The sequence below is a fragment of the Dyella thiooxydans genome (genome assembly GCF_001641285.1).
GTDB lineage: Bacteria > Pseudomonadota > Gammaproteobacteria > Xanthomonadales > Rhodanobacteraceae > Dyella_A > Dyella_A thiooxydans.
The window spans coordinates 574,993-594,782 of record NZ_CP014841.1 but is presented as its reverse complement, the minus strand read 5'-3'; the positions used below and the strand labels follow the sequence as shown (position 1 = coordinate 594,782).

22 protein-coding genes, 1 tRNA gene and 1 other RNA gene are annotated in these 19,790 nt (G+C 68.7%); 7 read left to right on the top strand and 17 right to left on the bottom strand.

Going from position 1 to position 19,790, the window contains the following annotated elements:
• Positions 1-2: 2 nt before the first annotated feature.
• The 7 genes from fabF to ATSB10_RS02665 all read right to left on the bottom strand — a co-directional run bounded on the left by fabF (position 3) and on the right by ATSB10_RS02665 (position 5,611).
• Entirely contained in the window at positions 3-1,292 is a 1,290-nt protein-coding gene (gene fabF, locus ATSB10_RS02695) for a beta-ketoacyl-ACP synthase II (protein WP_063670321.1), read from the bottom strand.
• Positions 1,293-1,441: 149 nt separating this feature from the next.
• Positions 1,442-1,681 carry an acyl carrier protein gene (gene acpP, locus ATSB10_RS02690; RefSeq protein ID WP_017462265.1) on the bottom strand — a complete coding sequence of 80 codons (240 nt, stop codon included), beginning with the start codon at positions 1,679-1,681 and terminating at the stop codon, positions 1,442-1,444.
• Positions 1,682-1,908: 227 nt separating this feature from the next.
• The gene (gene fabG / locus ATSB10_RS02685) at positions 1,909-2,652 is read right to left on the bottom strand and encodes a 3-oxoacyl-ACP reductase FabG (RefSeq protein ID WP_063670320.1); all 744 of its coding nucleotides are present in this window, start codon (positions 2,650-2,652) and stop codon (positions 1,909-1,911) included.
• Between the two features lie 33 nt (positions 2,653-2,685).
• Positions 2,686-3,633: an ACP S-malonyltransferase gene (gene fabD, locus ATSB10_RS02680; protein WP_063670319.1), complete on the bottom strand. Its 948-nt coding sequence runs from the start codon at positions 3,631-3,633 to the stop codon at positions 2,686-2,688.
• Between the two features lie 141 nt (positions 3,634-3,774).
• On the bottom strand, positions 3,775-4,749 hold the full coding sequence (locus ATSB10_RS02675; RefSeq protein ID WP_063670318.1) for a beta-ketoacyl-ACP synthase III: 975 nt from the start codon (positions 4,747-4,749) through the stop codon (positions 3,775-3,777).
• Positions 4,750-4,903: 154 nt separating this feature from the next.
• Positions 4,904-5,098: a 50S ribosomal protein L32 gene (gene rpmF / locus ATSB10_RS02670; RefSeq protein WP_017462269.1), complete on the bottom strand. Its 195-nt coding sequence runs from the start codon at positions 5,096-5,098 to the stop codon at positions 4,904-4,906.
• 36 nt (positions 5,099-5,134) lie between these two features.
• Positions 5,135-5,611, bottom strand: coding sequence for a YceD family protein (locus ATSB10_RS02665; RefSeq protein ID WP_169816734.1), 477 nt, complete (start codon positions 5,609-5,611; stop codon positions 5,135-5,137).
• A gap of 194 nt (positions 5,612-5,805) precedes the next feature.
• Here ATSB10_RS02665 and ATSB10_RS02660 point away from each other — a divergent pair, with 194 nt between their 5' ends.
• Positions 5,806-6,252 (top strand): hypothetical protein, encoded by a 447-nt coding sequence (locus tag ATSB10_RS02660; RefSeq protein ID WP_063670316.1) that lies wholly within the window; start codon positions 5,806-5,808, stop codon positions 6,250-6,252.
• Complete coding sequence (locus tag ATSB10_RS02655; RefSeq protein WP_063670315.1) at positions 6,249-6,830, top strand: Maf family protein; 582 nt, start codon at positions 6,249-6,251, stop codon at positions 6,828-6,830. Before ATSB10_RS02660 ends, ATSB10_RS02655 begins: the two co-directional genes overlap by 4 nt.
• A gap of 2 nt (positions 6,831-6,832) precedes the next feature.
• Here the strand turns inward: ATSB10_RS02655 and ATSB10_RS02650 are convergent, their stop codons facing one another.
• Positions 6,833-8,368, bottom strand: a complete 1,536-nt coding sequence (locus ATSB10_RS02650) for an ArnT family glycosyltransferase (protein WP_236886476.1) — start codon at positions 8,366-8,368, stop codon at positions 6,833-6,835.
• Between the two features lie 110 nt (positions 8,369-8,478).
• On the opposite strand from ATSB10_RS02650, the gene ATSB10_RS02645 reads away from it, so the two are divergent.
• Genes ATSB10_RS02645 through ATSB10_RS02630 form a run of 4 tightly spaced genes read left to right on the top strand, consistent with a single transcriptional unit; the run spans position 8,479 to position 12,963 of the window.
• A complete protein-coding gene (locus tag ATSB10_RS02645; RefSeq protein WP_063670313.1) occupies positions 8,479-9,417 on the top strand; it encodes an AAA family ATPase in 939 nt (312 codons plus the stop codon).
• Positions 9,417-10,370, top strand: a complete 954-nt coding sequence (locus ATSB10_RS02640) for a DUF58 domain-containing protein (protein WP_063670312.1) — start codon at positions 9,417-9,419, stop codon at positions 10,368-10,370. Before ATSB10_RS02645 ends, ATSB10_RS02640 begins: the two co-directional genes overlap by 1 nt.
• Positions 10,367-12,337, top strand: a complete 1,971-nt coding sequence (locus ATSB10_RS02635; RefSeq protein WP_063670311.1) for a transglutaminase TgpA family protein — start codon at positions 10,367-10,369, stop codon at positions 12,335-12,337. Before ATSB10_RS02640 ends, ATSB10_RS02635 begins: the two co-directional genes overlap by 4 nt.
• A 44-nt stretch (positions 12,338-12,381) precedes the next feature.
• Complete coding sequence (locus ATSB10_RS02630; RefSeq protein ID WP_063670310.1) at positions 12,382-12,963, top strand: Slp family lipoprotein; 582 nt, start codon at positions 12,382-12,384, stop codon at positions 12,961-12,963.
• A 66-nt stretch (positions 12,964-13,029) separates the two neighbouring features.
• On the opposite strand, the gene ATSB10_RS02625 is transcribed toward ATSB10_RS02630, so the two are convergent.
• From ATSB10_RS02625 to ATSB10_RS02585, 9 genes are all read right to left on the bottom strand, one after another.
• Entirely contained in the window at positions 13,030-13,374 is a 345-nt protein-coding gene (locus tag ATSB10_RS02625) for a histidine triad nucleotide-binding protein (RefSeq protein ID WP_063670309.1), read from the bottom strand.
• An 18-nt stretch (positions 13,375-13,392) separates the two neighbouring features.
• Entirely contained in the window at positions 13,393-13,779 is a 387-nt protein-coding gene (locus ATSB10_RS02620) for a GNAT family N-acetyltransferase (RefSeq protein WP_425478151.1), read from the bottom strand.
• A 22-nt stretch (positions 13,780-13,801) separates the two neighbouring features.
• Positions 13,802-14,404 (bottom strand): recombination mediator RecR, encoded by a 603-nt coding sequence (gene recR / locus ATSB10_RS02615; protein ID WP_063670307.1) that lies wholly within the window; start codon positions 14,402-14,404, stop codon positions 13,802-13,804.
• A 103-nt stretch (positions 14,405-14,507) separates the two neighbouring features.
• A complete protein-coding gene (locus ATSB10_RS02610; RefSeq protein ID WP_063670306.1) occupies positions 14,508-14,831 on the bottom strand; it encodes a YbaB/EbfC family nucleoid-associated protein in 324 nt (107 codons plus the stop codon).
• 25 nt (positions 14,832-14,856) lie between these two features.
• Positions 14,857-16,539, bottom strand: coding sequence for a DNA polymerase III subunit gamma/tau (gene dnaX / locus ATSB10_RS02605; RefSeq protein WP_063670305.1), 1,683 nt, complete (start codon positions 16,537-16,539; stop codon positions 14,857-14,859).
• 116 nt (positions 16,540-16,655) lie between these two features.
• Positions 16,656-16,752: signal recognition particle sRNA small type (gene ffs, locus ATSB10_RS02600), an RNA gene on the bottom strand.
• A 61-nt stretch (positions 16,753-16,813) separates the two neighbouring features.
• Positions 16,814-16,906, bottom strand: a tRNA-Ser gene (locus ATSB10_RS02595).
• Positions 16,907-17,046: 140 nt separating this feature from the next.
• Entirely contained in the window at positions 17,047-17,805 is a 759-nt protein-coding gene (locus ATSB10_RS02590) for an MBL fold metallo-hydrolase (protein ID WP_063670304.1), read from the bottom strand.
• Positions 17,802-18,566, bottom strand: a complete 765-nt coding sequence (locus ATSB10_RS02585) for a 3-deoxy-D-manno-octulosonic acid kinase (protein ID WP_063670303.1) — start codon at positions 18,564-18,566, stop codon at positions 17,802-17,804. Before ATSB10_RS02585 ends, ATSB10_RS02590 begins: the two co-directional genes overlap by 4 nt.
• Positions 18,567-18,591: 25 nt before the next feature.
• On the opposite strand from ATSB10_RS02585, the gene ATSB10_RS02580 reads away from it, so the two are divergent.
• Positions 18,592-19,632, top strand: a complete 1,041-nt coding sequence (locus ATSB10_RS02580) for a glycosyltransferase family 9 protein (RefSeq protein WP_063670302.1) — start codon at positions 18,592-18,594, stop codon at positions 19,630-19,632.
• Positions 19,633-19,790 lie beyond the last annotated feature (158 nt).

The window sequence follows — 19,790 nt, the reverse complement described above, 5'->3', positions numbered from 1 at the left end:
GCTCAGATGCGACGGAAAACCAGCGTGCCGTTGGTTCCGCCGAAGCCGAACGAGTTGGACATCGCCACGTTGAGGTCGGCCTTTTCCGCCTGGTTCGGCACCAAGTCCATCCCCAGCGCTTCGACCTCGGGGTCCAGGCTTTCCAGGTTCATGGTCGGCGGCATCACACCATCGCGCAGCGCCATGATCGAGAAGATCGCCTCGACGCCGCCGGCCGCACCGAGCAGATGGCCGGTAACCGACTTGGTGGAGCTCACCGCGAACTTGCCCTTGTGCGTGGCGTACTCGCCGAACACGTTGCGGATCGCTTTTGCCTCCCCCAGGTCGCCGACCGGGGTCGAGGTGCCGTGGGCGTTGACGTACTGCACGTCCTCCGCCTTCAGGCCGGCATCATGCAACGCATTGCGCATCGCCAGCTCGGCGCCGTCGCCGCTGGGCGCGGTGATGTGGTACGCGTCGCCGCTCATGCCGAAGCCGATGATCTCGGCCAGGATGGTGGCGCCACGCGCCTTGGCGAACTCGTATTCCTCGAGCATCAGCATGCCGGCGCCGTTGGACAGCAGGAAGCCGTCGCGACCGGTATCCCACGGACGGCTGGCGTGCGCCGGGTCGTCGTTGCGGGTGGACATCGCCTTGGCCGAGCAGAAGCCGGCCATCGCCGTCGGCGTGGTGGCGAACTCGGCGCCACCGGCCAGCATCGCATCGGCGTCGCCATACTGGATCAGCCGCATCGCCATGCCGATGTTGTGCGCGGCCGTGGTGCAGGCCGACACCAGCGCGATGTTGGGCCCCTTCATGCCGTGGTAGATCGACAGGTTGCCGGCGACCATGTTGATGATCGAACTGGGCACGTAGAACGGCGACACCTTGCGCGGCCCCTTCTCGGCCAGCTCCAGCGCTGTGCTCTCGATCGTATGCAGGCCACCGATGCCGGCGCCTGCCGCAATACCGATACGTCCGGCATTCTCGTCGGTGACGACCAGGCCGGACTGACGGAACGCATGCGTACCGGCCACGATGCCGTAGTGGATGAACGGGTCCATCCGCTTGAAGTCCTTGGCGATCGCGCGCCGCTCGTCGTCCGGGGCGTCGGAGCCGACGAAGTAGGCCTCGACCGGATCGAAGTCACGGACCTCGCCGGCAATGCGGGTGGCATAGGCGGAGGCGTCGAAGGCGGTGACCGGGCCAATGCCGGTGTTGCCCTCGAGCACGTTCTTCCAGGCGGTGGCGATGTCGTTGCCGACCGGCGAGACGATGCCCATGCCGGTCACTACCACGCGTCGTTTGCTCATGCGTCTGTTCCTTCACTGAGGCCGCGCGAACCATACGCGGTCGCAGGTTACGAAATGCGGAAACGAAAACTGCGCCGGTGCGGCGCAGCTTTCGTGATCGGAACGCGGAGAGATCGGCGCCACCGCAGCGGCACTCTCCCGCGTAGCGATTACTCCTTGGAGTGGGCCTTGATGTAGTCGACGGCCTGCTGCACGGTGGTGATCTTCTCGGCTTCCTCGTCCGGAATCTCGGTCTCGAACTCTTCTTCGAGGGCCATCACCAGCTCGACCGTGTCCAGCGAGTCCGCGCCCAGATCGTCCACGAACGAAGCGTTCGCCGTGACTTCATCTTCCTTCACGCCCAGCTGCTCGATGACGATTTTCTTGACGCGTTCTTCGATGGTGCTCATGTTGCCAAACCTCCCAAGGAGAAATTTTCGTGCTGCGCCGGCTTGTTCCGGCAGAGGCCCGCGTCTGGCGCTGCGCGGCTCCCCTGGGAGCCGGCCACCTTGTCGCGGACAGTGGAGCAACGCTGGCCATCCGGCCGGCGCGAAGTGGCCATTGTCGCCCAAAAAACGTCTGCTGGCGACAACCGGCCAAATGGCATGGGACAGGGCTTGCACCCCGCCCCGGAAACTCAGGGCATGTACATCCCGCCGTTGACGTGCAGCGTCTCGCCGGTGATGTAGGCGGCAGCGGGCGAGGCCAGGAAACCGACCGCTTTCGCGATGTCCACCGCTTCGCCCAGCCGGCCCAGCGCGATCTGGCCGACCAGCGCGCCACGCTGCTCCTCGCTGAGGGCGCGGGTCATGTCGGTATCGATGAAGCCCGGGGCGACCACGTTCACGGTGATGCCACGGCTGCCGATCTCGCGCGCCAGCGACTTGGAAAACGCGATGATGCCGGCCTTGGCCGCCGCGTAGTTGGCCTGACCCGGGTTACCGGTGACGCCGACCACCGAGGCGATCGAGATGATGCGACCCTTGCGCGCCTTCATCATCCCGCGCATTACCGCCTTGGAGGTGCGATAGACCGAGGACAGGTTGGTGTCCAGGATCGCCTGCCAGTCCTCGTCGCTCATGCGCATCAGCAACTGGTCGCGGGTAATGCCGGCGTTGTTGACCAGGATCGAGACCGGGCCGAACTCCTTGCCGATGGCGTCGATCAGGGTCGCGACCGCCGCCCCGTCGGTGACGTCCAGCTTGCGCCCGTGACCGCCGCTGGCCGCCAGCCGCTCGCCAATAGCAGCCGCGCCAGCCTCACTGGTGGCGGTGCCGATCACCGTGGCGCCCATCGCCGCCAACTCGTCGGCAATGGCCGCACCGATGCCGCGGCTGGCCCCGGTGACGAGGGCGACCTCACCCTTGAGTACGTCGTTCATGCATGTGTCCTTGCAGTTCGTGATCGAAAGGGCTCAGGCCCACTCGGTGCGGGCAGCCTCGAAGTCGCCCGGCGTGCCCAGGGCGCGCGCCTCCAGGCTCTTGTCGATCCGCTTGACCAGTCCCGCCAGCACCTTGCCCGGACCGCACTCGGCGAAACGGGTGGCGCCACCGGCAGCCAGCGCCTGTACGCACTGGGTCCAGCGCACCGGCTGGTAAAGCTGGCTGACCAGCGCCTCGCGGATCGAGTCGACGCCCTCATGCACCTGGGCGTCCACGTTCTGCACGACCGGGATCGCCGGTTCGCGCCATGCGTAGGCGGTCATCGCCTCGGCCAGCCGGTTGGCGGCCTCGCGCATCAGCGGCGTATGCGATGGCACGCTCACCGGCAGCTTGATCGCCTTACGCACACCGCGCTCGGCCAGCAGCGCCAGCGCCTTGTCCACCGCCTCGATATGACCGCCGATCACGACCTGGCCGGGCGAATTGAAGTTGGCCGGGACCACCACGTGCACACCGGATGCGTCCTGGCACGCCTGCTGGACCACGGCGTCCTCGGCGCCGAGCACGGCGGCCATAGCGCCGGTCCCCGCCGGCGCGGCGTCCTGCATGGCCTGTCCACGGATGCGCACCAGGTGCGCCGCGTCGACCAGGGCGATCGATCCGGCAGCGACCAGCGCGCTGTACTCGCCCAGGCTGTGGCCGGCCAGCTGTGCCGGCATGGCGCCGCCCTGGGCCATCCAGACGCGCCACACCGCGATGCTCGCCGCGAGCAGCGCCGGCTGGGTGTACTCGGTGCGGTTGAGCTGCTCCTCCGGCCCCTGCTGGCTCAGCGCCCACAGATCCATGCCGGCCCCCTCGGAGGCTTCCTCGAAAGTGGCCTGCACTTCCGGATGCAACTCGGCCAGCTCGGCCAGCATGCCGACCGACTGGGAGCCCTGCCCGGGAAACACGAAGGCCAGCGAGGGTGCGGAAGCAGTCATGGATGGGAAAACCGTCGAGGGAAAAGCGGCATGTTGCCAGCAATCGATGACGTACGCAGCCGTATCGCGACGTTACGTGCCGTAGAGCGCAAAAGCCGCCCCGGAGGGCGGCCCATGCGAAGCGGGATTCCGGACCGGGTGTCAGTAGCGCAGCAGCGCCGACGCCCAGGTGAAACCGCCGCCGAATGCCTCCAGCAACAGGTTCTGACCACGCTGCACCTTGCCCGAGCGCACGGCGAAGTCCAGCGCCAACGGCACCGAGCCGGACGAGGTATTGGCGTGCTTGTCGACGGTGACTACCACGCGGTCCATCGACATCTTCAGCCGCTTGGCGGTCGCCTCGATGATGCGCAGGTTGGCCTGGTGCGGGATCAGCCAGTCGATATCCGATTCCTGCATGCCGGCGGCCTGCAGCGTCTCGTCGACCAGGGAGTCGAGCGTCTTGACCGCGACCTTGAACACTTCGCGCCCGGCCATCCGAATGCGCACGCCATGGTTCGGCTCGTCGGTGAAGCCGGCCGACACGCCGACCGGGTTGTACAGCAGCTCCTTGTGGCCGCCGTCGGCATGCAGACAGGTGGCGTAGATGCCCGGTTCGCCGGATGCCTCCAGCACCACGGCACCCGCGCCATCGCCGAACAGCACGCAGGTCTCGCGCTCGGTCCAGTCGACCATGCGGGTCAGCGTCTCGGCACCGATCACCAGTACCTTCTTCGACTGGCCGCTCTTGATGAACTTGTCGGCCACGCCCAGCGCGTACATGAAGCCCGAGCAGGCCGCATTGACATCGAATGCCGCGCAACCGTTCGCGCCCAGGCGATGCTGCACGAGGCAGGCGGTCGAGGGAAAGATGATGTCCGGCGTGGTGGTACCGAGCACGATCAGGTCGATCTCGGACGCCTTGACGCCGGCCGCCTCCAGCGCGCGCTGCGCAGCCAGCGTGGCGAGGTCGCCGGTGGTCTCGCCCTCGGCGGCGACGTGGCGCTGACGGATGCCGGTACGGGTCCGGATCCACTCGTCGCTGGTCTCGACCAGCTTCTCCAGGTCGGCATTGGTGAGGATGCGCTCCGGCAGGGCGCTGCCGGTACCGGTGATGCGGGAGTAGATCGGGGTCATTCCACTATCCAGTCAGTGCGGTCGATCGGGCGTCGCACATCCCCACGGGATGCTGCAACTGCACCGAAGCCGGGAAAGGTACGTTCGCGCGCGCGCAAAAGCAAAGCGGCGCGTTACCGCGCCGCTTTGCCATCGGAATCCCTTGCGGGACCGATCAATCCTCTTCGACCACCGCCGTGGCGGTGTCGATCACCTTCTTGCCGCGGTAGTAACCATCGGCCGTCACGTGATGGCGCAGGTGCACCTCACCGCTGGTCGGGTCGGTCGACAGCTGCACGGTCTTCAGCTTGTCGTGCGAACGACGCATGCCGCGGGTGGACGGGGTTTTGCGGCTCTTGGCAACGGCCATGGCGAATCTCCAACGTAATCGCTTGTAGCTAGCGGGTTATTTCTTAAGTTCGCGCAACACCGCGAACGGGTTTTCGGTACGTTCGTCGCCGGCTTCGGACTCCGACGGCGGACGGGTGACTTCTTCGGGCAGCTCGCTGTCCGGGTTGACCGGGACCAGCGGCAGCGCCAACAGCAATTCGTCCTCGATGACATCGGCCATGGCCAGCTTGCCATCCTCATCCACCAGCAGCGGCTCGGACTCGGGCGACAACCCGGACTCCTCGCGCTCCGAGCGGATCAATCCCAGCCGGCTGCTGACCGAAACCGGCAGCACGAACGGCTCGAGCGATCGCTGGCAGGTGACTGACAGCGGCGCATCCGCACGAACGTCGAGATAAGCCATGCCGAGGTCGTCGCGGCCGAACTCCAGCTCGTAGGCAACCTCCCCCGCATCGCCTGCGAGCATCCCGCAAAGGCGGGGCATCGAGGCCACCGGAAGCGTTCCCGCGAAGGAACGCCGCGCCGAAACCATGCGCCAAGCGTCCACGGACTCTGGCAGTGTCACGGACATAATCGCGAAATTATCGGTTTGACGGCGATCCAAGTCAACCCGCCGCGGATCGGCCCCGATCCGGCGGGCGGCGGGGCATTTTGCCTGCAAAGGATCGCTTCAGGCAGACTGGCTGCCCGATTTTCTTGCGGCGAACGCCCCCAGTGACTCCCGAAATGATGATAGCGGGCGGCGCGGCCCTGCTCGGACTGGCCATCATCGTGGTGGTCGTGCTGCTGCGCCAGCGACAGCGTGAACGGCGGCACCACGAAAACCTGCAGACCCTGCTCGACCTCGCCGATCGACTGGAAGGCGATCTGAAGACCTGCCGCACCGGACTGCAGAAAGCCCATTCGGTGATGTCGCTCAATCCCGACAGCCCGCAACCGAGCGAGAAGGATGCCCGCCAGGCGATCGACGCCGGACTGCGGGCGCTGCTGCAGCAGCGGCTGTGGATCCGCGATTGCGCCAGCGAGGCCAGCGAGCAGCAATTGGAGGCCACGGCCCAGTCAATGCGCGACACCCGCGGCCGCCTGCGCCCCCTGCTCGAAGCGCTGAGCCAGGCCCAGCAGGACCTGGACAGTGCGATGCGCGAACACATCCACCGGGGACCGGGCGCGTGACGCCGCCGCTGGTGCTCGGCTCGACCTCGCGCTACCGGGCCGAACTTCTGCGCAGAGTGTGCGAGGACTTCGTCCAGGACGCCCCCGGCACCGACGAAGCCCACCTGGCTGACGAGCCGCCGGCCGCCCGCGCACTCCGGCTGGCGATCGCCAAGGCCGGGGCGGTGGCCGCCAGGCATCCGGGGGCGCTGGTGATCGGCTCCGACCAGGTCGCCGAACTGGACGGCTTCGTCCTGGACAAGCCGGGCACGGCCGAGGGCGCACGGGAACAGCTGCGGCGCTCGTCCGGCCGCACCGTGCAATTCCACACCGCGCTGTGCCTGCTCGATGCTCGCGACGGTGCGCAACATGTGCACGTGGACGTTACCCGTGCCGTGTTCCGCCCCCTTTCGGACCGCGAGATCGAGCGCTACGTCGCACGCGAACAGCCACTGGACTGCGCCGGCAGCTTCAAGTGCGAGGGACTGGGCATCAGCCTGTTCGAACGCATCGAGACGGACGATCCCACGGCGCTCGTCGGGCTGCCGCTGATCGCGCTCGCACGCCTGCTGCGTCAGGCTGGCCACAGCATCCCCTGAGGTCAACGGGGGCTGTCGGCCGCATGGGCCGCCAGCCAGATCGGACAGGCCCCTCGCTCGACGGGCGTGGCTGCGACAGACGCCGGCATGTCCAGCGGCACCGTCCCCAGATACAAGGCCACCCGTTTGCGTCCGTCGTAGAGCGACACGCGCGCCACCGCCCTCGGGGCATCGATGCGGCGACAGATCGTGCCCAGCCAGGTGAAGCGCTCGCGTTCGCTCTGCGCGGTCTCCTCCACCGCCAGCAGCATTGCCTGGCCGGCGTGTGCGGCGCGCAGGCCCGCCTCGTCCAGATGCCAAAGCGCCAGTTGCGGCGCGCGTCCGTGCTTGACGTTCAGCGGACTGTCCAGGCTGTACACCGGTTGCCGATCGCCCAGAAAGAACGCCAGCTCGGCAGCCAGGGCGAAATTGTCCGCCACCAGCACGCCTTCATGCCGCAGCGGCCCGACCCGCGCTGCCGCCTCGCGCCAGCCGACGAAGGCATAGGGAAACGCCTTGAGATCCGCCAGCCGCGTGGCGCCCCCCGGCGTCGCCGCCATGCCGAGCCAGGCCAGGCCCAGGCCTTGCCCCAGCACAGCCACGAACACCGCGCCCCCCAGCCAGCGACGGGCCAACGTCCCCGTCTTTGCCGCCACCAGGGCTGGCAGCGCCGCCAGCAATGGCAGATAGCCCGGCAACGGCCAGTGCGCACGAAAGCGCACGTCGTCGGCAAACAGGCCGAGCAGGAAATACAAGGCGAGAAAGCCGATCGAGACGAAAGCGATCACATCCCATGGCGCCCCCTCCTCGCGACGACGCCAGGCACACCCGCCGGCCCAGAGCAGCATGGCGTACAACAAAGGAGTACAGGCCAGCGCCTGCTCGAGCGGCTGTACCAGCGCGCCGGCATGGAATCGCCAGGGGTTGCGATCGACCAGCTGAAAGGCGAGACCCGCGCCGTGCTGGTGCCAGTTCGATATCGCCATCGGCACCAGCCCCATGGCCGCCACCGCCATGGCCAGCCACAGCCCCGGACGGCGCCAGAGCGCCCGTCCACGCGGAGCGCCCAGCACAAACAGCAACCCGACGAGCATGGGCATCGCCGCGCGGTAATGGGTCGTCCACGCCAGCGCGAGAGAACCGCCGAGCAGCAGCCAGTCGCGCAAACGATCCTTCGCCGCCGCCCGCAGCAACGCGAGCACGGCCAGCATGATCGCCGCCGTCAGCGGGACATCGGGCACCGCCAGCACGCCCAGCGTGCCGGCCAGCGGCAGCACCAGGCAGAGCAGTCCGGCCTGCCAGCCAATGCGCGGATCGAACGCCTCGCGCGCAAAACGCACCACGATCCAGGGCAGCGCCGCACCGAGCACCAGGAACGGCCAGCGCATGCCGATCACCCCGTGCCCGGCAACTGCCTCGCCGCCCCGGATCAGCCATGCCGTGAGGGGCGGCAAATCGCTGTAACCCCATGCCGGATGCCGGCTTTCCAGCCAGTAGAAGGCCTCGTCGGTGAATGGCGCCAGCGTGGCCGCCAGCCACGCCTTGATGGCGAACTGCACGGCGAAAACCGTGAGGAAAACGGCTCGCCAGCGCGCGACGGGCACCACTACACTGATCCGGTCAGGCATGCGCCACGACGCAGCCAGCCGCAAGGAAACCACCCATCGCCATGTCTGCCACTCCCCTCCGCGACGATCCGCTGATGCAGCGCCTGGAAGCGGCGCTGGCGCAGGTCAACCAGGTGCTGCTCGGCAAGCCGCGCCAGGTCAAGCTGGCCCTCACCTGCCTGCTCGCCGGCGGCCACCTGCTGCTGGAGGATGTGCCAGGCGTGGGCAAGACCACGCTGGCCCATGCGCTGGCTGCCACGTTCTCGCTCGACTTCCAGCGCGTGCAGTTCACCAGCGACCTGCTGCCGTCGGACATTATCGGCGTGAGCGTATACGAGCGCGAGACATCGCAGTTCCGCTTCCACCCGGGGCCCATCTTCGCCGGGTTGCTGCTCGCCGACGAGATCAACCGCGCCACGCCGAAGACACAGAGCGCACTGCTCGAGGCGATGGCCGAGGGCCAGGTCACCGTCGACGGCCAGACCCACGCCTTGCCGCAGCCGTTCTACGTGGTGGCCACGCAGAATCCGCTGGACTTGCATGGCACCTTCGCCCTGCCCGACTCGCAGCTCGACCGCTTCATGCTGCGCATTTCGCTCGGCTACCCGGATGCCGGCGCGGAACGGGCATTGCTGTCCGGGGCCGATCGCCGCGACCTGCTGGCCCGACTCGTTCCGCAGCTCGATGCCGCGAGCCTGGTCGCCCTGCGTGATCGCGCGCAGACGATCACCACCAGCACGGCATTGCTGGACTACCTGCAGGCGCTGCTGACCGCGAGCCGCCGCCACGCCGAGATCCGCGTGGGACTGTCGCCACGGGCCGGCCTCTCGCTGCTGGCCGCGGCACGCGCATGGGCACTGCTGAGCGGCCGCGCGCACGTGCTGCCGGAGGATCTGCAGGCGCTGTTCGTGCCACTGGCCGGCCATCGCCTTGTACCCAGCCGCGGCTCCAGCGGCGAGGCGCTGGCGCGCGAACTGCTCGCCGAGGTTGCGGTGGACTGATGCGGGCCTGGCTGGCACGCCTGCAGCAGTGGGCCGAACGGCGCCTGCCTGCGCTCACCCGCTACCGGCGCGCGGAGTCGTTGCCGATCGAGCTGCACCGACGACGCATCTATATCGTCCCGACCGGCTTCGGCCTCGGTTTCGGGGTACTACTGCTGGTGATGCTGGTCGGCGCTCTCAACTACACCAACAACGCCGCCCTGCTGCTCACGTGCCTGCTCGGTGCATCCAGCATGACCAGCATGCTGCTGACTTTCCGCGCGCTGGATGGACTGAGCCTGGCATCGGTGCGCGCCGGCCAGGCCGTCGCGGGACAGCCGCTTGACCTGCATCTGGTTTTCGCCGCCACGCGGGCGCGCGAGTCGATCCGCGTGGAGCTGACCGGCCAGTTGCAGGCATTCCATCTCACCACCGCCGGCGAGGCCGAACTGGTCTTCCAGCTGCCCACGAGCCGCCGCGGCTGGCAGCCGTTGCCGCGAATGCGCGTGTGGAGCACCTGGCCACTGGGCATGTTCCGCGCCTGGAGCTGGCTGCATCCCGAGCAGTCGGTGCTGGTCTGGCCGCAACCGGAGGCCAAGGGCCCGCCGCCGCGCCTGCCTGAAAGCGACGCCGCGGAGCGCCAGCTCCATCACGGGGAGGATCTCGCCGCCCTGCGCAACTACCGCACCGGCGATCCGCCGCGCCATGTGGCGTGGAAGGCCAGCGCCCGCCACGAGGGGCTGCTGGTGAAGGATTTCGAGCAGCCCCGTGCACACGAGGAATGGCGCCTGGACTGGCGCGAACTTGGCGCGCTCGACAACGAGGCGCGCATCGCCCGACTGGCCCGCTGGGTCGGCGAGGCCCACGCACAACGTCGCCGCTACGGCTTGTGGCTGCCCACACTGGAGATCGCCGCCGACAGCGGCAGCGACCATTACGCGCGCTGCATGAGTGCGCTGGCACTGTTGCCATGAACTGGCGCATCCACTGGCGCCGACGCGTCGAGGGTCCGCTGCTGTCACCGCGCAGCTTCGACCTCACCGTGCTGACCATGCTGATGGTGCTCGCGGTGCATGCCCCGCACCTGCCGGTGTGGCTGAGCCTTGGGCTCGGCAGCGTGCTGGCGCTGCGCTGGTGGCAGCGGCGCCGCGCCCCGGGCAAGACACCGGCCTGGCTCAAGCTGCCGCTGATCGCCCTGCTTGCGCTGGCCATCGTCACCACCTATGGCACCGTGTTCGGACGCGCCCCGGGCGCATCGCTGGCGGTCGGCCTGCTGGTATTGAAGCTGCTGGAGACCGAAACGGCCCGCGATGCCCGGGTCGGCATCGCCTTCGCCTGCTTCGCGCTGATGGCCGCGCTGCTGTTCGACCAGGGCCTGGTAGCCACGCTCGGCGTGGCGCTCGGTCTGCTGCCGGTGCTGGCCGCATTGCGTTCGCTGGAGCCGGCACAGACGCTGGTCTCCCTGCCGCGACAGCTGCTGCCGGGGCTGACCCTGCTCGCGGTGTCGCTGCCGCTGACGCTGTTCGCCTTTGCGGTCGTACCCCGGCTCAGTACGCCGCTGTGGGGGGCGCCGCAGGACGACCAGGCGCGCACCGGGCTGAGCAGCGAAATGTCGCCCGGCGACATGACCCAGTTGCTGGTCGACGACAGCCCGGCCATGCGCGTCAGCTTCGACACGGCACCGCCACCGCGCGGCGACCTGTATTTCCGTGCCTTCGTGATGTGGAATTACGACGGCACGAGCTGGCGGGCGTCGCCCCCCTACGCGAAGCCCGAGCCGGTCGACGCGACGGACCGTGTCAGCTACGCGGTGACGCTGCTGCCGAACGGGCAGCGGGTCCTTCCGGCGCTGGGGGTGCCGCTGGGCGTCCCGGACGGCGCCGTGCTTCGTGCAGGCCGCGTCCTGGCCCGCGACAAGCCTGTCGACGATCTACTGCGCTACCGGCTGACCTCGGCGCTTCACTACCGGCTCGGTGCAGCGATCGGCCCGGAACGGGCTCCCGCCCTGGAACTCCCGTCAGGCCTCAATCCACGCACGCTGGCACTTGGACGCGAGTGGCGCGAGCGCCTCCACGGCGATACGGCGGCGATCGTCGGTGCCGCGCTGGCCCTGTTCCATGACGGCGGATTCAGCTACACGCTGACCCCGGCACCACTGGGACGTGACGCCATGGACGACTTCTTGTTCTCCACCCGCGAGGGCTTCTGCGAGCACTATGCCTCGGCCTTCACCGTGCTGATGCGTGCCGCGGGTGTACCGGCCCGGGTGGTCACCGGCTACCAGGGCGGCTTCTGGAACCGCCTGGGCAACTACCTGCTGGTACGGCAGTCCGACGCCCATGCCTGGAGCGAGGTATGGATGGAGGGGCGCGGCTGGGTCCGCGTGGATCCCACCGCCGCAGTACGCCCCGAGCGGGTCAGCCTGGGGGCCGCGGCGGCCGGTGGCGGAGTACGTCCGTGGTACCAGGACGCCTGGCTGCAGAACCTGCGCAACCGCTGGGACATCGTCAACCGCTGGTGGGACAAGGGCGTTATCGGGTTCGATGCACTACGTCAGCGTGGCCTGCTCACGCCATTCGGCGTGGAGCAGACCGACAACCAGACGCTGGCCTGGTTGCTGGTGGCCGGCAGCCTGCTGTTCGGCGGCGCCGGGTTGGCGTGGGCGATGGCGCGGCGCCAGCGGATCGACCCGGCGCTGTCGGCGCTCCGCCGGCTCGAGCGCAAGCTCGCCCGTGCGGGCGTGGCACGGCGACGCGGCGAAGGACCACAGCACTACCTGCGCCGTGCCGCGCGCGCCCTGCCCGGGCATCGCGAGGCGCTGCGGGTGCTGATGGAGCAGTATCTGCAATTGCGCTACGCCGGCGATGAACCGGCCGATGAATCACTGCGGGACTTCCGCAGAAAGGTGCGGGATTTTCGGGCCGCTCGCGTGGTCCAATAAACATCGACGCGATGGCACGTCCATCGTCCCTGCTGGAGAGACTCATGGCTCACTACCGAACGCTCACGCTTGCCGCAGCCGTCGCCTTGCTCGCCGGCTGCGCCACCGTGCCCAAGCCACTGGAAGGCACCTACGCCGACGTCAGCACAGTCAACGCCCAGCAGGGCGGAGCCGGCGGCACCAAGGTGCGCTGGGGCGGCGAGATCATCAAGACCGAACCCGGCCCGCAGGAGACCTGCTTCTACATGCTGGCCCATCCGCTCGATTCGCAGGCCCGCCCGCGCGCCGGCCGGGGCGACGACAGGCAGGATGGCCGCTTCGTCGCCTGCCATGCAGGCTTCTACGATCCGGAAGTGTTCTCCAAGGGTCGCGAATTGACCGTCACCGGTACCGTGCATGGCATGGTCACCCGCAAGGTGGGTGACTACGACTACGCTTATCCGCGCGTGGAAGCCGACGTGGTGTACCTGTGGCCGCGTCGTCCGGTGACCGTGAACTACCCGTACCCGCCGGGCTTCTACGACCCGTTCTGGGGACCCTGGGGACCGGGCTTCGGCTACCCGTACTGGTACCAGCCGCGGGTGATCGTGGTGCCCGCACCGCCCCCGCCGCCGCCAAAGAAGTAAGCGTCCCGCGCCCATGAAAAACGCCGGCTCCTGGCCGGCGTTTTTCGTTGCTCGCGGCGGCGCACCTCAGCCGGGCGGCCAGGTCATCCGGCGGCCGGCCAGCAGGTGCACATGCAGGTGGTAGACGGTCTGTCCGCCGTGGGTGTTGCAGTTGACGACCGTGCGGTAGCCGTCCTCGGCAAAGCCCTGCTGCTTCGCGTAGTTCGCCGCAGCCAGCAGCATCTTGCCGAGCAGGGCCGCGTCATCGGGCGTGGCGTCGTTGAGCGTGGCGATGGCCCGCTTCGGGATGAACAGCACGTGCACCGGAGCCTGCGGATTGAGGTCGCGGAAAGCGAGCACCTCGTCGTCCTCGTAGACGATGTCGGCGGGAATCTCGCGCTTGATGATCTTGCCGAAGATCGTGTCGCCCATGGCCTGGTTCCTCTCGTTTCAAAGACGCAGCAGCATGCCTTGCGCTCCCGGCCCAACGAGCCGGAAACCGAATTTCTCGTAGAGCTTGTGCGCGGTACCATCGGCGATCAGGCCGACCATGGTGCGCGCCGGCGCGCGCGAGTGCACCTCGTCCATCAGCGCCTGCATGATCCGCCGTCCCAGCCCCCGACCTTGCCAGGCCGGAGTCACCGCAATGTCGACGACGAACAGGAACAACCCGCCGTCGCCCACCACACGCCCCATGCCAACCAGTTCCCCCCCGTGGCGCAGGCACACCGAGCACCAGCTGGCCGGCAGGCCGAGTCGCGCACCCTCGGAGCTCATCGCGCTGAGACCGGCTGCGACGCGCAGCGCGCGGTATTCGTCTTCCCCGGGAACCGCCATGGAGAGCTCAGGCACCATGGCCTCACTCTACCGACTGACGACTGCCGAAGGCGTGAGCCAGCGTGCCGCGATCGACGTACTCGAGTTCGCCACCCAGCGGCACGCCATGGGCGAGACGTGTGGCCTTCACGCCGCCCGCCCGCGCCAGCTGCACCAGATAGTGCGAGGTCGCCTCACCTTCCACGGTCGGACTGGTGGCGAGGATGAGCTCTTCCACCTCGCCTTCGGCCAGCCGCTCGGTCAACAGGTGCAGGCCGAGCTCCCGCGGGCCCAGGCCATCCAGAGGCGAGAGCCGGCCAAGCAGCACGAAGTACTGCCCGCGATAGCCGGTCGCCTGCTCCACCGCCGCCAGGTCGGTGGGCGACTCGACCACGCACAGCACGTGGCGGTCGCGACTGGAGCTGGCACACAGCGCGCATACCGGCTCCTCGCTGAAGTTGCGGCAGCGGCTGCAGTTGCCGATGCGCTGCATCGCCTGCTCCAGCACACCGGCCAGTTTCAGTCCCCGCTCGCGCTCACGCTCGAGCAGATGGAAAGCCATGCGCTGGGCGCTCTTCGCGCCCACGCCGGGGAGGCAGCGCAGGGCGTCGATCAGTTCGGCAAGGAGAGGGGAGCTGGAGGACATGGGAGCGAGTAGTGAGGGAAGAGGTGTGAGAAGTGAGAGAAAAGCGGAGATTCGAGGGCCGGAGCCCTTCTCACTCCTCACTTCTCGTTACTCACTCCTGCTTTCAGAACGGCATCTTGAAGCCGGGTGGCAGGTTCAGGCCGGCGGTCACGCCACCGAGCCGGTCCTTGCTTGCAGCAGCCACCTTGTTCACCGCGTCGTTCACCGCCGCGGCGACCAGGTCCTCGGCCATCTCCGGGTCGTCGGCGAACAGCTTGCGGTCGATCTGCACGCGGCGGACTTCGTGCGCACCGGTCATCACCACGCTGACCAGTCCGCCACCAGCGCTGCCGGTGACTTCCATCTTCGCCAGTTCATCCTGCGCACGCTTCATGTCTTCCTGCATGCGCTGCGCCTGCTGCATCAGCTGGCCGATCTGTCCTCTCATGGGGGTACTCCGTCGTTCTTGGGGGTCAGCCCGACACGGGCTTGATGGATTGCGGTACGACGCGGGCGCCGAAATCGCGCTTGAGCGCCTGCACCAGGGGATCTTCCTCGATGGACTGCTCGGCGCGCGCCTGGGCAGCGTCGCGCGCCTCGGCCGCGCGGGCGGCCGGAGTCTGGGTGGCGGCGCTGGCATCGCTGACGAAGCGCAGGCGGATGCGTTCGCCCAGCGCATCGCTGACGCGCTCCTCCATCTGGCCGACCATCGGCTCCACCGCCAGGTGCATGTGCGCCTCCTGCAGCAGCAGGGTCAGCGTCTGGCCGTCGCGGTCGCGCAGTGCGGCGTTCTGCGCCAGCTGGCCCAACGGTCCGCGCAGACCGGCCTGATCGACCAGTGCCGCCCAGTCCGGCAGGCCGCGGGCATCCACGGGGACAGCACGGCGCGGCGCAGGTGCCGGCGACGCGACAGGTGCGGCGGCCGGGCGCTCGGCCGGTACCGGAGCGGCGGCGGCACCGGCGGGCGGCACCACGCGCGCGGGCGTCGGCCGCACCGGGCTGGATACCGTGGCGGCTGCCGGCATCGCCCGCGCAGCCACCGAACGGGCTGCCGCCGCATCGCCAACCTCGCCCGGCCGGAACGCCAGCATGCGCAACACGGCCATCTCGAAGCCAGTGCGGGCATCCGGCGCCATCGGCAGGTCGCGCCGACCGGTCGTGGCGATCTGGTAGTACAGCTGCACGTCTTCCGGAGCGAACTGCTGCGCCAGCGCGGCCAGCTCCTCGCCGGCCCCCTCGTCGCCCTCGGCCTGGTAGCCTGGCACCAGCTGCATCAGCTGGATCCGGTGCAGCACCGCAGCCACGTCGTCGAGCACGCCGCCGAAATCCGGCGAATACGAGGCGATCCGCGCGCACTCCAGCATCAGCGCCTCGCCCTGCCCGGCCGCCAGCGCCTGCAACAGGCCCAGCACCTGGCCGCGCGCCACGCTACCGAGCATGGCGCGCACGTCGTCGGCCTTCAGCGCACCGCCGCCGTAGGCGATCGCCTGGTCGAGCAGCGACAGGCCGTCGCGCAGCGAGCCGTCGGCGCCGCGTGCCAGCTCGACGATCGCCGCGTCCTCGAAGGCGATGCCCTCCGCACCGAGGATGTGCCGCATTTGTCCGGAGATCTGTTCCGGCAGCAGGCGCTTGAGGTTGAACTTCAGGCAGCGCGACAGCACCGTCACCGGCAGCTTCTGCGGGTCGGTGGTGGCGAGCAGGAACTTCACGTGCGGCGGCGGCTCCTCCAGCGTCTTCAGCAGGGCGTTGAAGGCCGGCTTGGAGAGCATGTGCACCTCGTCGACCAAGTACACCTTGAAGCGGCCGCGCGAGGGCGCGTACTGCGCGTTCTCGATCACCTCGCGCACGTCGTCCACGCCGGTGTTGCTGGCCGCGTCGATCTCCAGCAGATCGACGAAGCGACCGGCGTCCACCGCCGTGCACACTGAGCACTCACCGCAGGGATCGGCCGATTCGCCGCGCTCGCAGTTCAGCGACTTGGCGAAGATGCGCGCGATGGTGGTCTTGCCCACGCCCCGCGTGCCGGTGAACAGGTAGGCGTGGTGCATGCGGCCGGTGTCGAGCGCATTGGTCAGCGCGCGCACCACGTGCTCCTGGCCCACCAGTTCGGCGAACTTGCGGGGGCGCCACTTGCGCGCGAGTACCTGGTAGGACATGCGAATGAGGGCCTGTGTTGCTGCGCCGGGTCGGTCCGTGCGGACGTGGGGGCAAAGGCCGATTGTGCCAAGTCGAGGCGGGCAAGTCAGCCGCGCGGATCCCGGAAAGGTGGCGGCCCCGCCAGCCACACCCCGGCACCCGAATCATCCACTACCGTTGCTTCCTTCCGGACCTGGCGGGGTTTGCGGACTATCGTCGCGGGGGGACCGACGGGGCCACCATAGACGTTGGGCTTTGCGCCCATGCGACAGCAAGCCGTCGCGATTCAAAAACTGGCGGAGAGGGCGGGATTCGAACCCGCGATACGGGGATAAGCCGTATACACACTTTCCAGGCGTGCTCCTTCAACCACTCGGACACCTCTCCGCAAAACTTCCCCGGGCTGCGTCCTGCGGCGCCGGTCCGCAGACACCCTTGGACGGGCGCCCTGCGTGCCGGGCGGATCCGCCCCGGCAAAGAGGCGGAAGAATAGCGGCACCCATGGGCCGAGACAAGCGGCGCGGCGTTCAGCCAGCGTCGGCGCGCGGTGCCGGCGGCGGATCCAGCGCGATGCGCCCGCCCGGGCGGGCGATGCGGTAACCGCGGGCGGCCAGGGCCTCGCCGTCCGCCGCGCTGCCGTAGTGGTACAGACACAGTCGGGCGCGCAGTGCAGCGTCGTACTCGCGCTCGATATCGTCCACGCCGGTGTGGGAGGGGTTGCCCACCATCCCGCAGTCATGCGCGATGCATCCGGTCCCGGAGCCATGCACGGCGAGCATCTCCGGGATCGGCCGGGTATCGCCGGTATAGACGAAGCTGCCACGCAGGGCCACGCCGAACGAGGTACCCGGGCGATGGTGGCGCGTGGCGAACACGTCGAACCACAGACCGTCCAGCCAGAAGCCACGCGTGCATGGCACCAGATGGAAGGCCTCCCAGTAGTTCGCGCCGCCCTCGGCCAGCGCACCGGGATAATCGGCCACCCGCATCTGCAACCACGGCAGCAGGTCGGCATGCAGGAACACACGGGTGCGCCCCCGGCGTTCCGAATCGAACCAGAGCCGGAAAAACAGACGCTCCATCCCCGCCACGTGGTCCATGTGGGTATGCGTGACATACAGCGCACACGGCGGCTCGCCATAGGCGGCCTCGTAACGGTCCAGCGTGTCCGGGCCGCAATCGATCAGCAGTATCGGGCGGCCGTCGCGTTCCAGCACCGCGGACGAGGAACCGAGCTCCACGGCATGCGCCGCGCCGGTGCCGAGAAAATGCAGCACCCAGCTCACGCGCTGAAGGTCCGCTCGTAGCCGCGCAGCAGCGGGGCCCAGATGCGCCGGTCGAACTCGCCCTGCTCGTCCTCCATGGCCCCGAGCTTGAGCAGCGAACGACGCAGGCGCTGCAGGTTGGCCAGTCGCCAGCCCTCCGCCAACGGGCGCAGGCGGCCGCGGTCGAAATCGATCAGGAACAGGCCCTGCGGTGCGATCAGGATGTTGTGGGCATTGAGATCGGCGTGCCAGACGCCCTCGCGGTGGAAGCGCGCCACCAGGGACCCAACCTCCTCGGCCAGCTCGGTGTCGATACCGGTCACGGTGAGCCGCTCGGCCAGCGTCTCGGCGCGGGCGATGCGGCGGGTGATCAGGTCGGCGTTGTACCAGAGCGTCCGGCGCCGGTAGCGCACGGCTACCGGCACGGGTACCGGCAGGCCGCGCGCCTGCAACGCCTGCAGCAGGCGGAACTCGGCGAAACAACGGGTCCGCGCGGCGCCGGTCCACAGGTAGAGGTCACCCATCAACACGGCCACGACACCGCCGCGGCGGTAATGCCTGAGCACGCACTCGCCGACCGGCGTCTCGATCACCGCCACGCCGCCGCGACCGCCCCGCTGGGTCTTCAGCACACCATGACGCCGCCAGTAATCCGGGTCAAACCAGTCAGCATCGACTTGTGGGAACACGCCGGGGTCGAACAGAATCACGCCTTCCGCGCCCCGGCGGATCTGTTCTCGCGCGCTCGTGTCCGGCGCGTCGGGGGCGATGTCTGCATTCATGGCCCGCCGATTCTAGCCCAAGCCGATGACCGTTCCCGCCTCGATCTGCCTGCTGCGCACCTCCGCCATCGGCGACGTCACCCACGTGGTGCCGCTGGTGCGCACCCTGCAACGGGCGCTGCCCGCCACGGCCCTGACCTGGATCGTGGGCAAGCTGGAACGTCGGCTGGTGGGCGACCTGCCCGGCGTGCGGTTCGTCACCTTCGACAAGTCCGCCGGCCGCGCCGGCATGCGCGCCGTGCACGCCGAGCTGAAAGGCGAGCGTTTCGACGCCCTGCTGCAGATGCAGGTGGCGATGCGCTCCAACCTGCTCAGCCTGGGTATCCGCGCCGAACGGCGTATCGGCTACGACCGCGCCCGCTCGAAGGACCTGCACGGCCTGGTCATCAACGAACGCATCCCGGCGCGCACCGGCGAGCACGTGCTCGACGCCATCGGCAGCTTCTGCGAGCCGCTCGGTCTGAAGCAGACCGAGGTGCGCTGGGACATCCCGATCCCCGAGGCCGACCGCGCCTGGGCCGAGGAGCAACTGCCCGGCGAACGCGCCACCCTGCTGGTCAGCCCCACGTCCAGCCATGCGCTGCGCAACTGGCGCGCCGAGCGTTATGCAGCCGTGGTCGACCACGTGATGGACAGGGGCTGGCGCGTGGCGCTGGCCGGCGGTCCATCCGGACCCGAGCGCGCGATGGCGGACGCGGTGCTCGCCGCCTGCCGGCACCGCCCAATCGACCTGACCGGCAAGGACACGCTGAAGCGCGCGCTGGCCCTGTTCGAGCGCGCAAACCTGCTGCTCACCCCGGATTCCGGCCCGATGCACATGGCCAATGCGGTGGGCACCGCCGTACTCGGCCTGCACGCGGCCAGCAACCCGGACCGTTCCGGCCCCTATTCCGACCGCCGCTGGTGCGTGAACCTCTATGACGACGCCGCACGGAAATTCCTCGGCAAGCCGGCCGGCGAACTGGCCTGGGGCACCAAGATCGAGAAGCCCGGAGTGATGGACCTGATCACGGTGGACGACGTGATCGAGCGCTTCGAGGCATTCGCTGCGGAGCGCGGTTTCTGACCATCTGTAGGAGCGCACCCTATGCGCGACCAGCAGCTCGCTGTCGTAGCCGTGTCTTGTCGCCCACAGGGTGGGCTCCTACGGGGGAGCCTGCCGCTGCGAGACCGCATGTAGGAGCGCACCCTGTGCGCGACCAGCAGCTCGCTGTCGTAGCCGTA

Bases quoted from the DNA above. Each gene is read 5' to 3' on its own strand.
- rpmF (WP_017462269.1), bottom strand. From the start codon at position 5,098: ATGGCCGTTGCCAAGAGCCGCAAAACCCCGTCCACCCGCGGCATGCGT.
- fabG (WP_063670320.1), bottom strand. From the start codon at position 2,652: ATGAACGACGTACTCAAGGGTGAGGTCGCCCTCGTCACCGGGGCCAGC.
- ATSB10_RS02630 (WP_063670310.1), top strand. From the start codon at position 12,382: ATGGCTCACTACCGAACGCTCACGCTTGCCGCAGCCGTCGCCTTGCTC.
- ATSB10_RS02660 (WP_063670316.1), top strand. From the start codon at position 5,806: ATGATGATAGCGGGCGGCGCGGCCCTGCTCGGACTGGCCATCATCGTG.
- ATSB10_RS02645 (WP_063670313.1), top strand. From the start codon at position 8,479: ATGTCTGCCACTCCCCTCCGCGACGATCCGCTGATGCAGCGCCTGGAA.
- dnaX (WP_063670305.1), bottom strand. From the start codon at position 16,539: ATGTCCTACCAGGTACTCGCGCGCAAGTGGCGCCCCCGCAAGTTCGCC.
- ATSB10_RS02675 (WP_063670318.1), bottom strand. From the start codon at position 4,749: ATGACCCCGATCTACTCCCGCATCACCGGTACCGGCAGCGCCCTGCCG.
- fabF (WP_063670321.1), bottom strand. From the start codon at position 1,292: ATGAGCAAACGACGCGTGGTAGTGACCGGCATGGGCATCGTCTCGCCG.
- ATSB10_RS02640 (WP_063670312.1), top strand. From the start codon at position 9,417: ATGCGGGCCTGGCTGGCACGCCTGCAGCAGTGGGCCGAACGGCGCCTG.
- ATSB10_RS02625 (WP_063670309.1), bottom strand. From the start codon at position 13,374: ATGGGCGACACGATCTTCGGCAAGATCATCAAGCGCGAGATTCCCGCC.
- ATSB10_RS02665 (WP_169816734.1), bottom strand. From the start codon at position 5,611: ATGGTTTCGGCGCGGCGTTCCTTCGCGGGAACGCTTCCGGTGGCCTCG.
- ATSB10_RS02635 (WP_063670311.1), top strand. From the start codon at position 10,367: ATGAACTGGCGCATCCACTGGCGCCGACGCGTCGAGGGTCCGCTGCTG.
- acpP (WP_017462265.1), bottom strand. From the start codon at position 1,681: ATGAGCACCATCGAAGAACGCGTCAAGAAAATCGTCATCGAGCAGCTG.
- ATSB10_RS02610 (WP_063670306.1), bottom strand. From the start codon at position 14,831: ATGAGAGGACAGATCGGCCAGCTGATGCAGCAGGCGCAGCGCATGCAG.
- recR (WP_063670307.1), bottom strand. From the start codon at position 14,404: ATGTCCTCCAGCTCCCCTCTCCTTGCCGAACTGATCGACGCCCTGCGC.
- ATSB10_RS02620 (WP_425478151.1), bottom strand. From the start codon at position 13,779: ATGGCGGTTCCCGGGGAAGACGAATACCGCGCGCTGCGCGTCGCAGCC.
- ATSB10_RS02580 (WP_063670302.1), top strand. From the start codon at position 18,592: ATGACCGTTCCCGCCTCGATCTGCCTGCTGCGCACCTCCGCCATCGGC.
- fabD (WP_063670319.1), bottom strand. From the start codon at position 3,633: ATGACTGCTTCCGCACCCTCGCTGGCCTTCGTGTTTCCCGGGCAGGGC.
- ATSB10_RS02585 (WP_063670303.1), bottom strand. From the start codon at position 18,566: ATGAATGCAGACATCGCCCCCGACGCGCCGGACACGAGCGCGCGAGAA.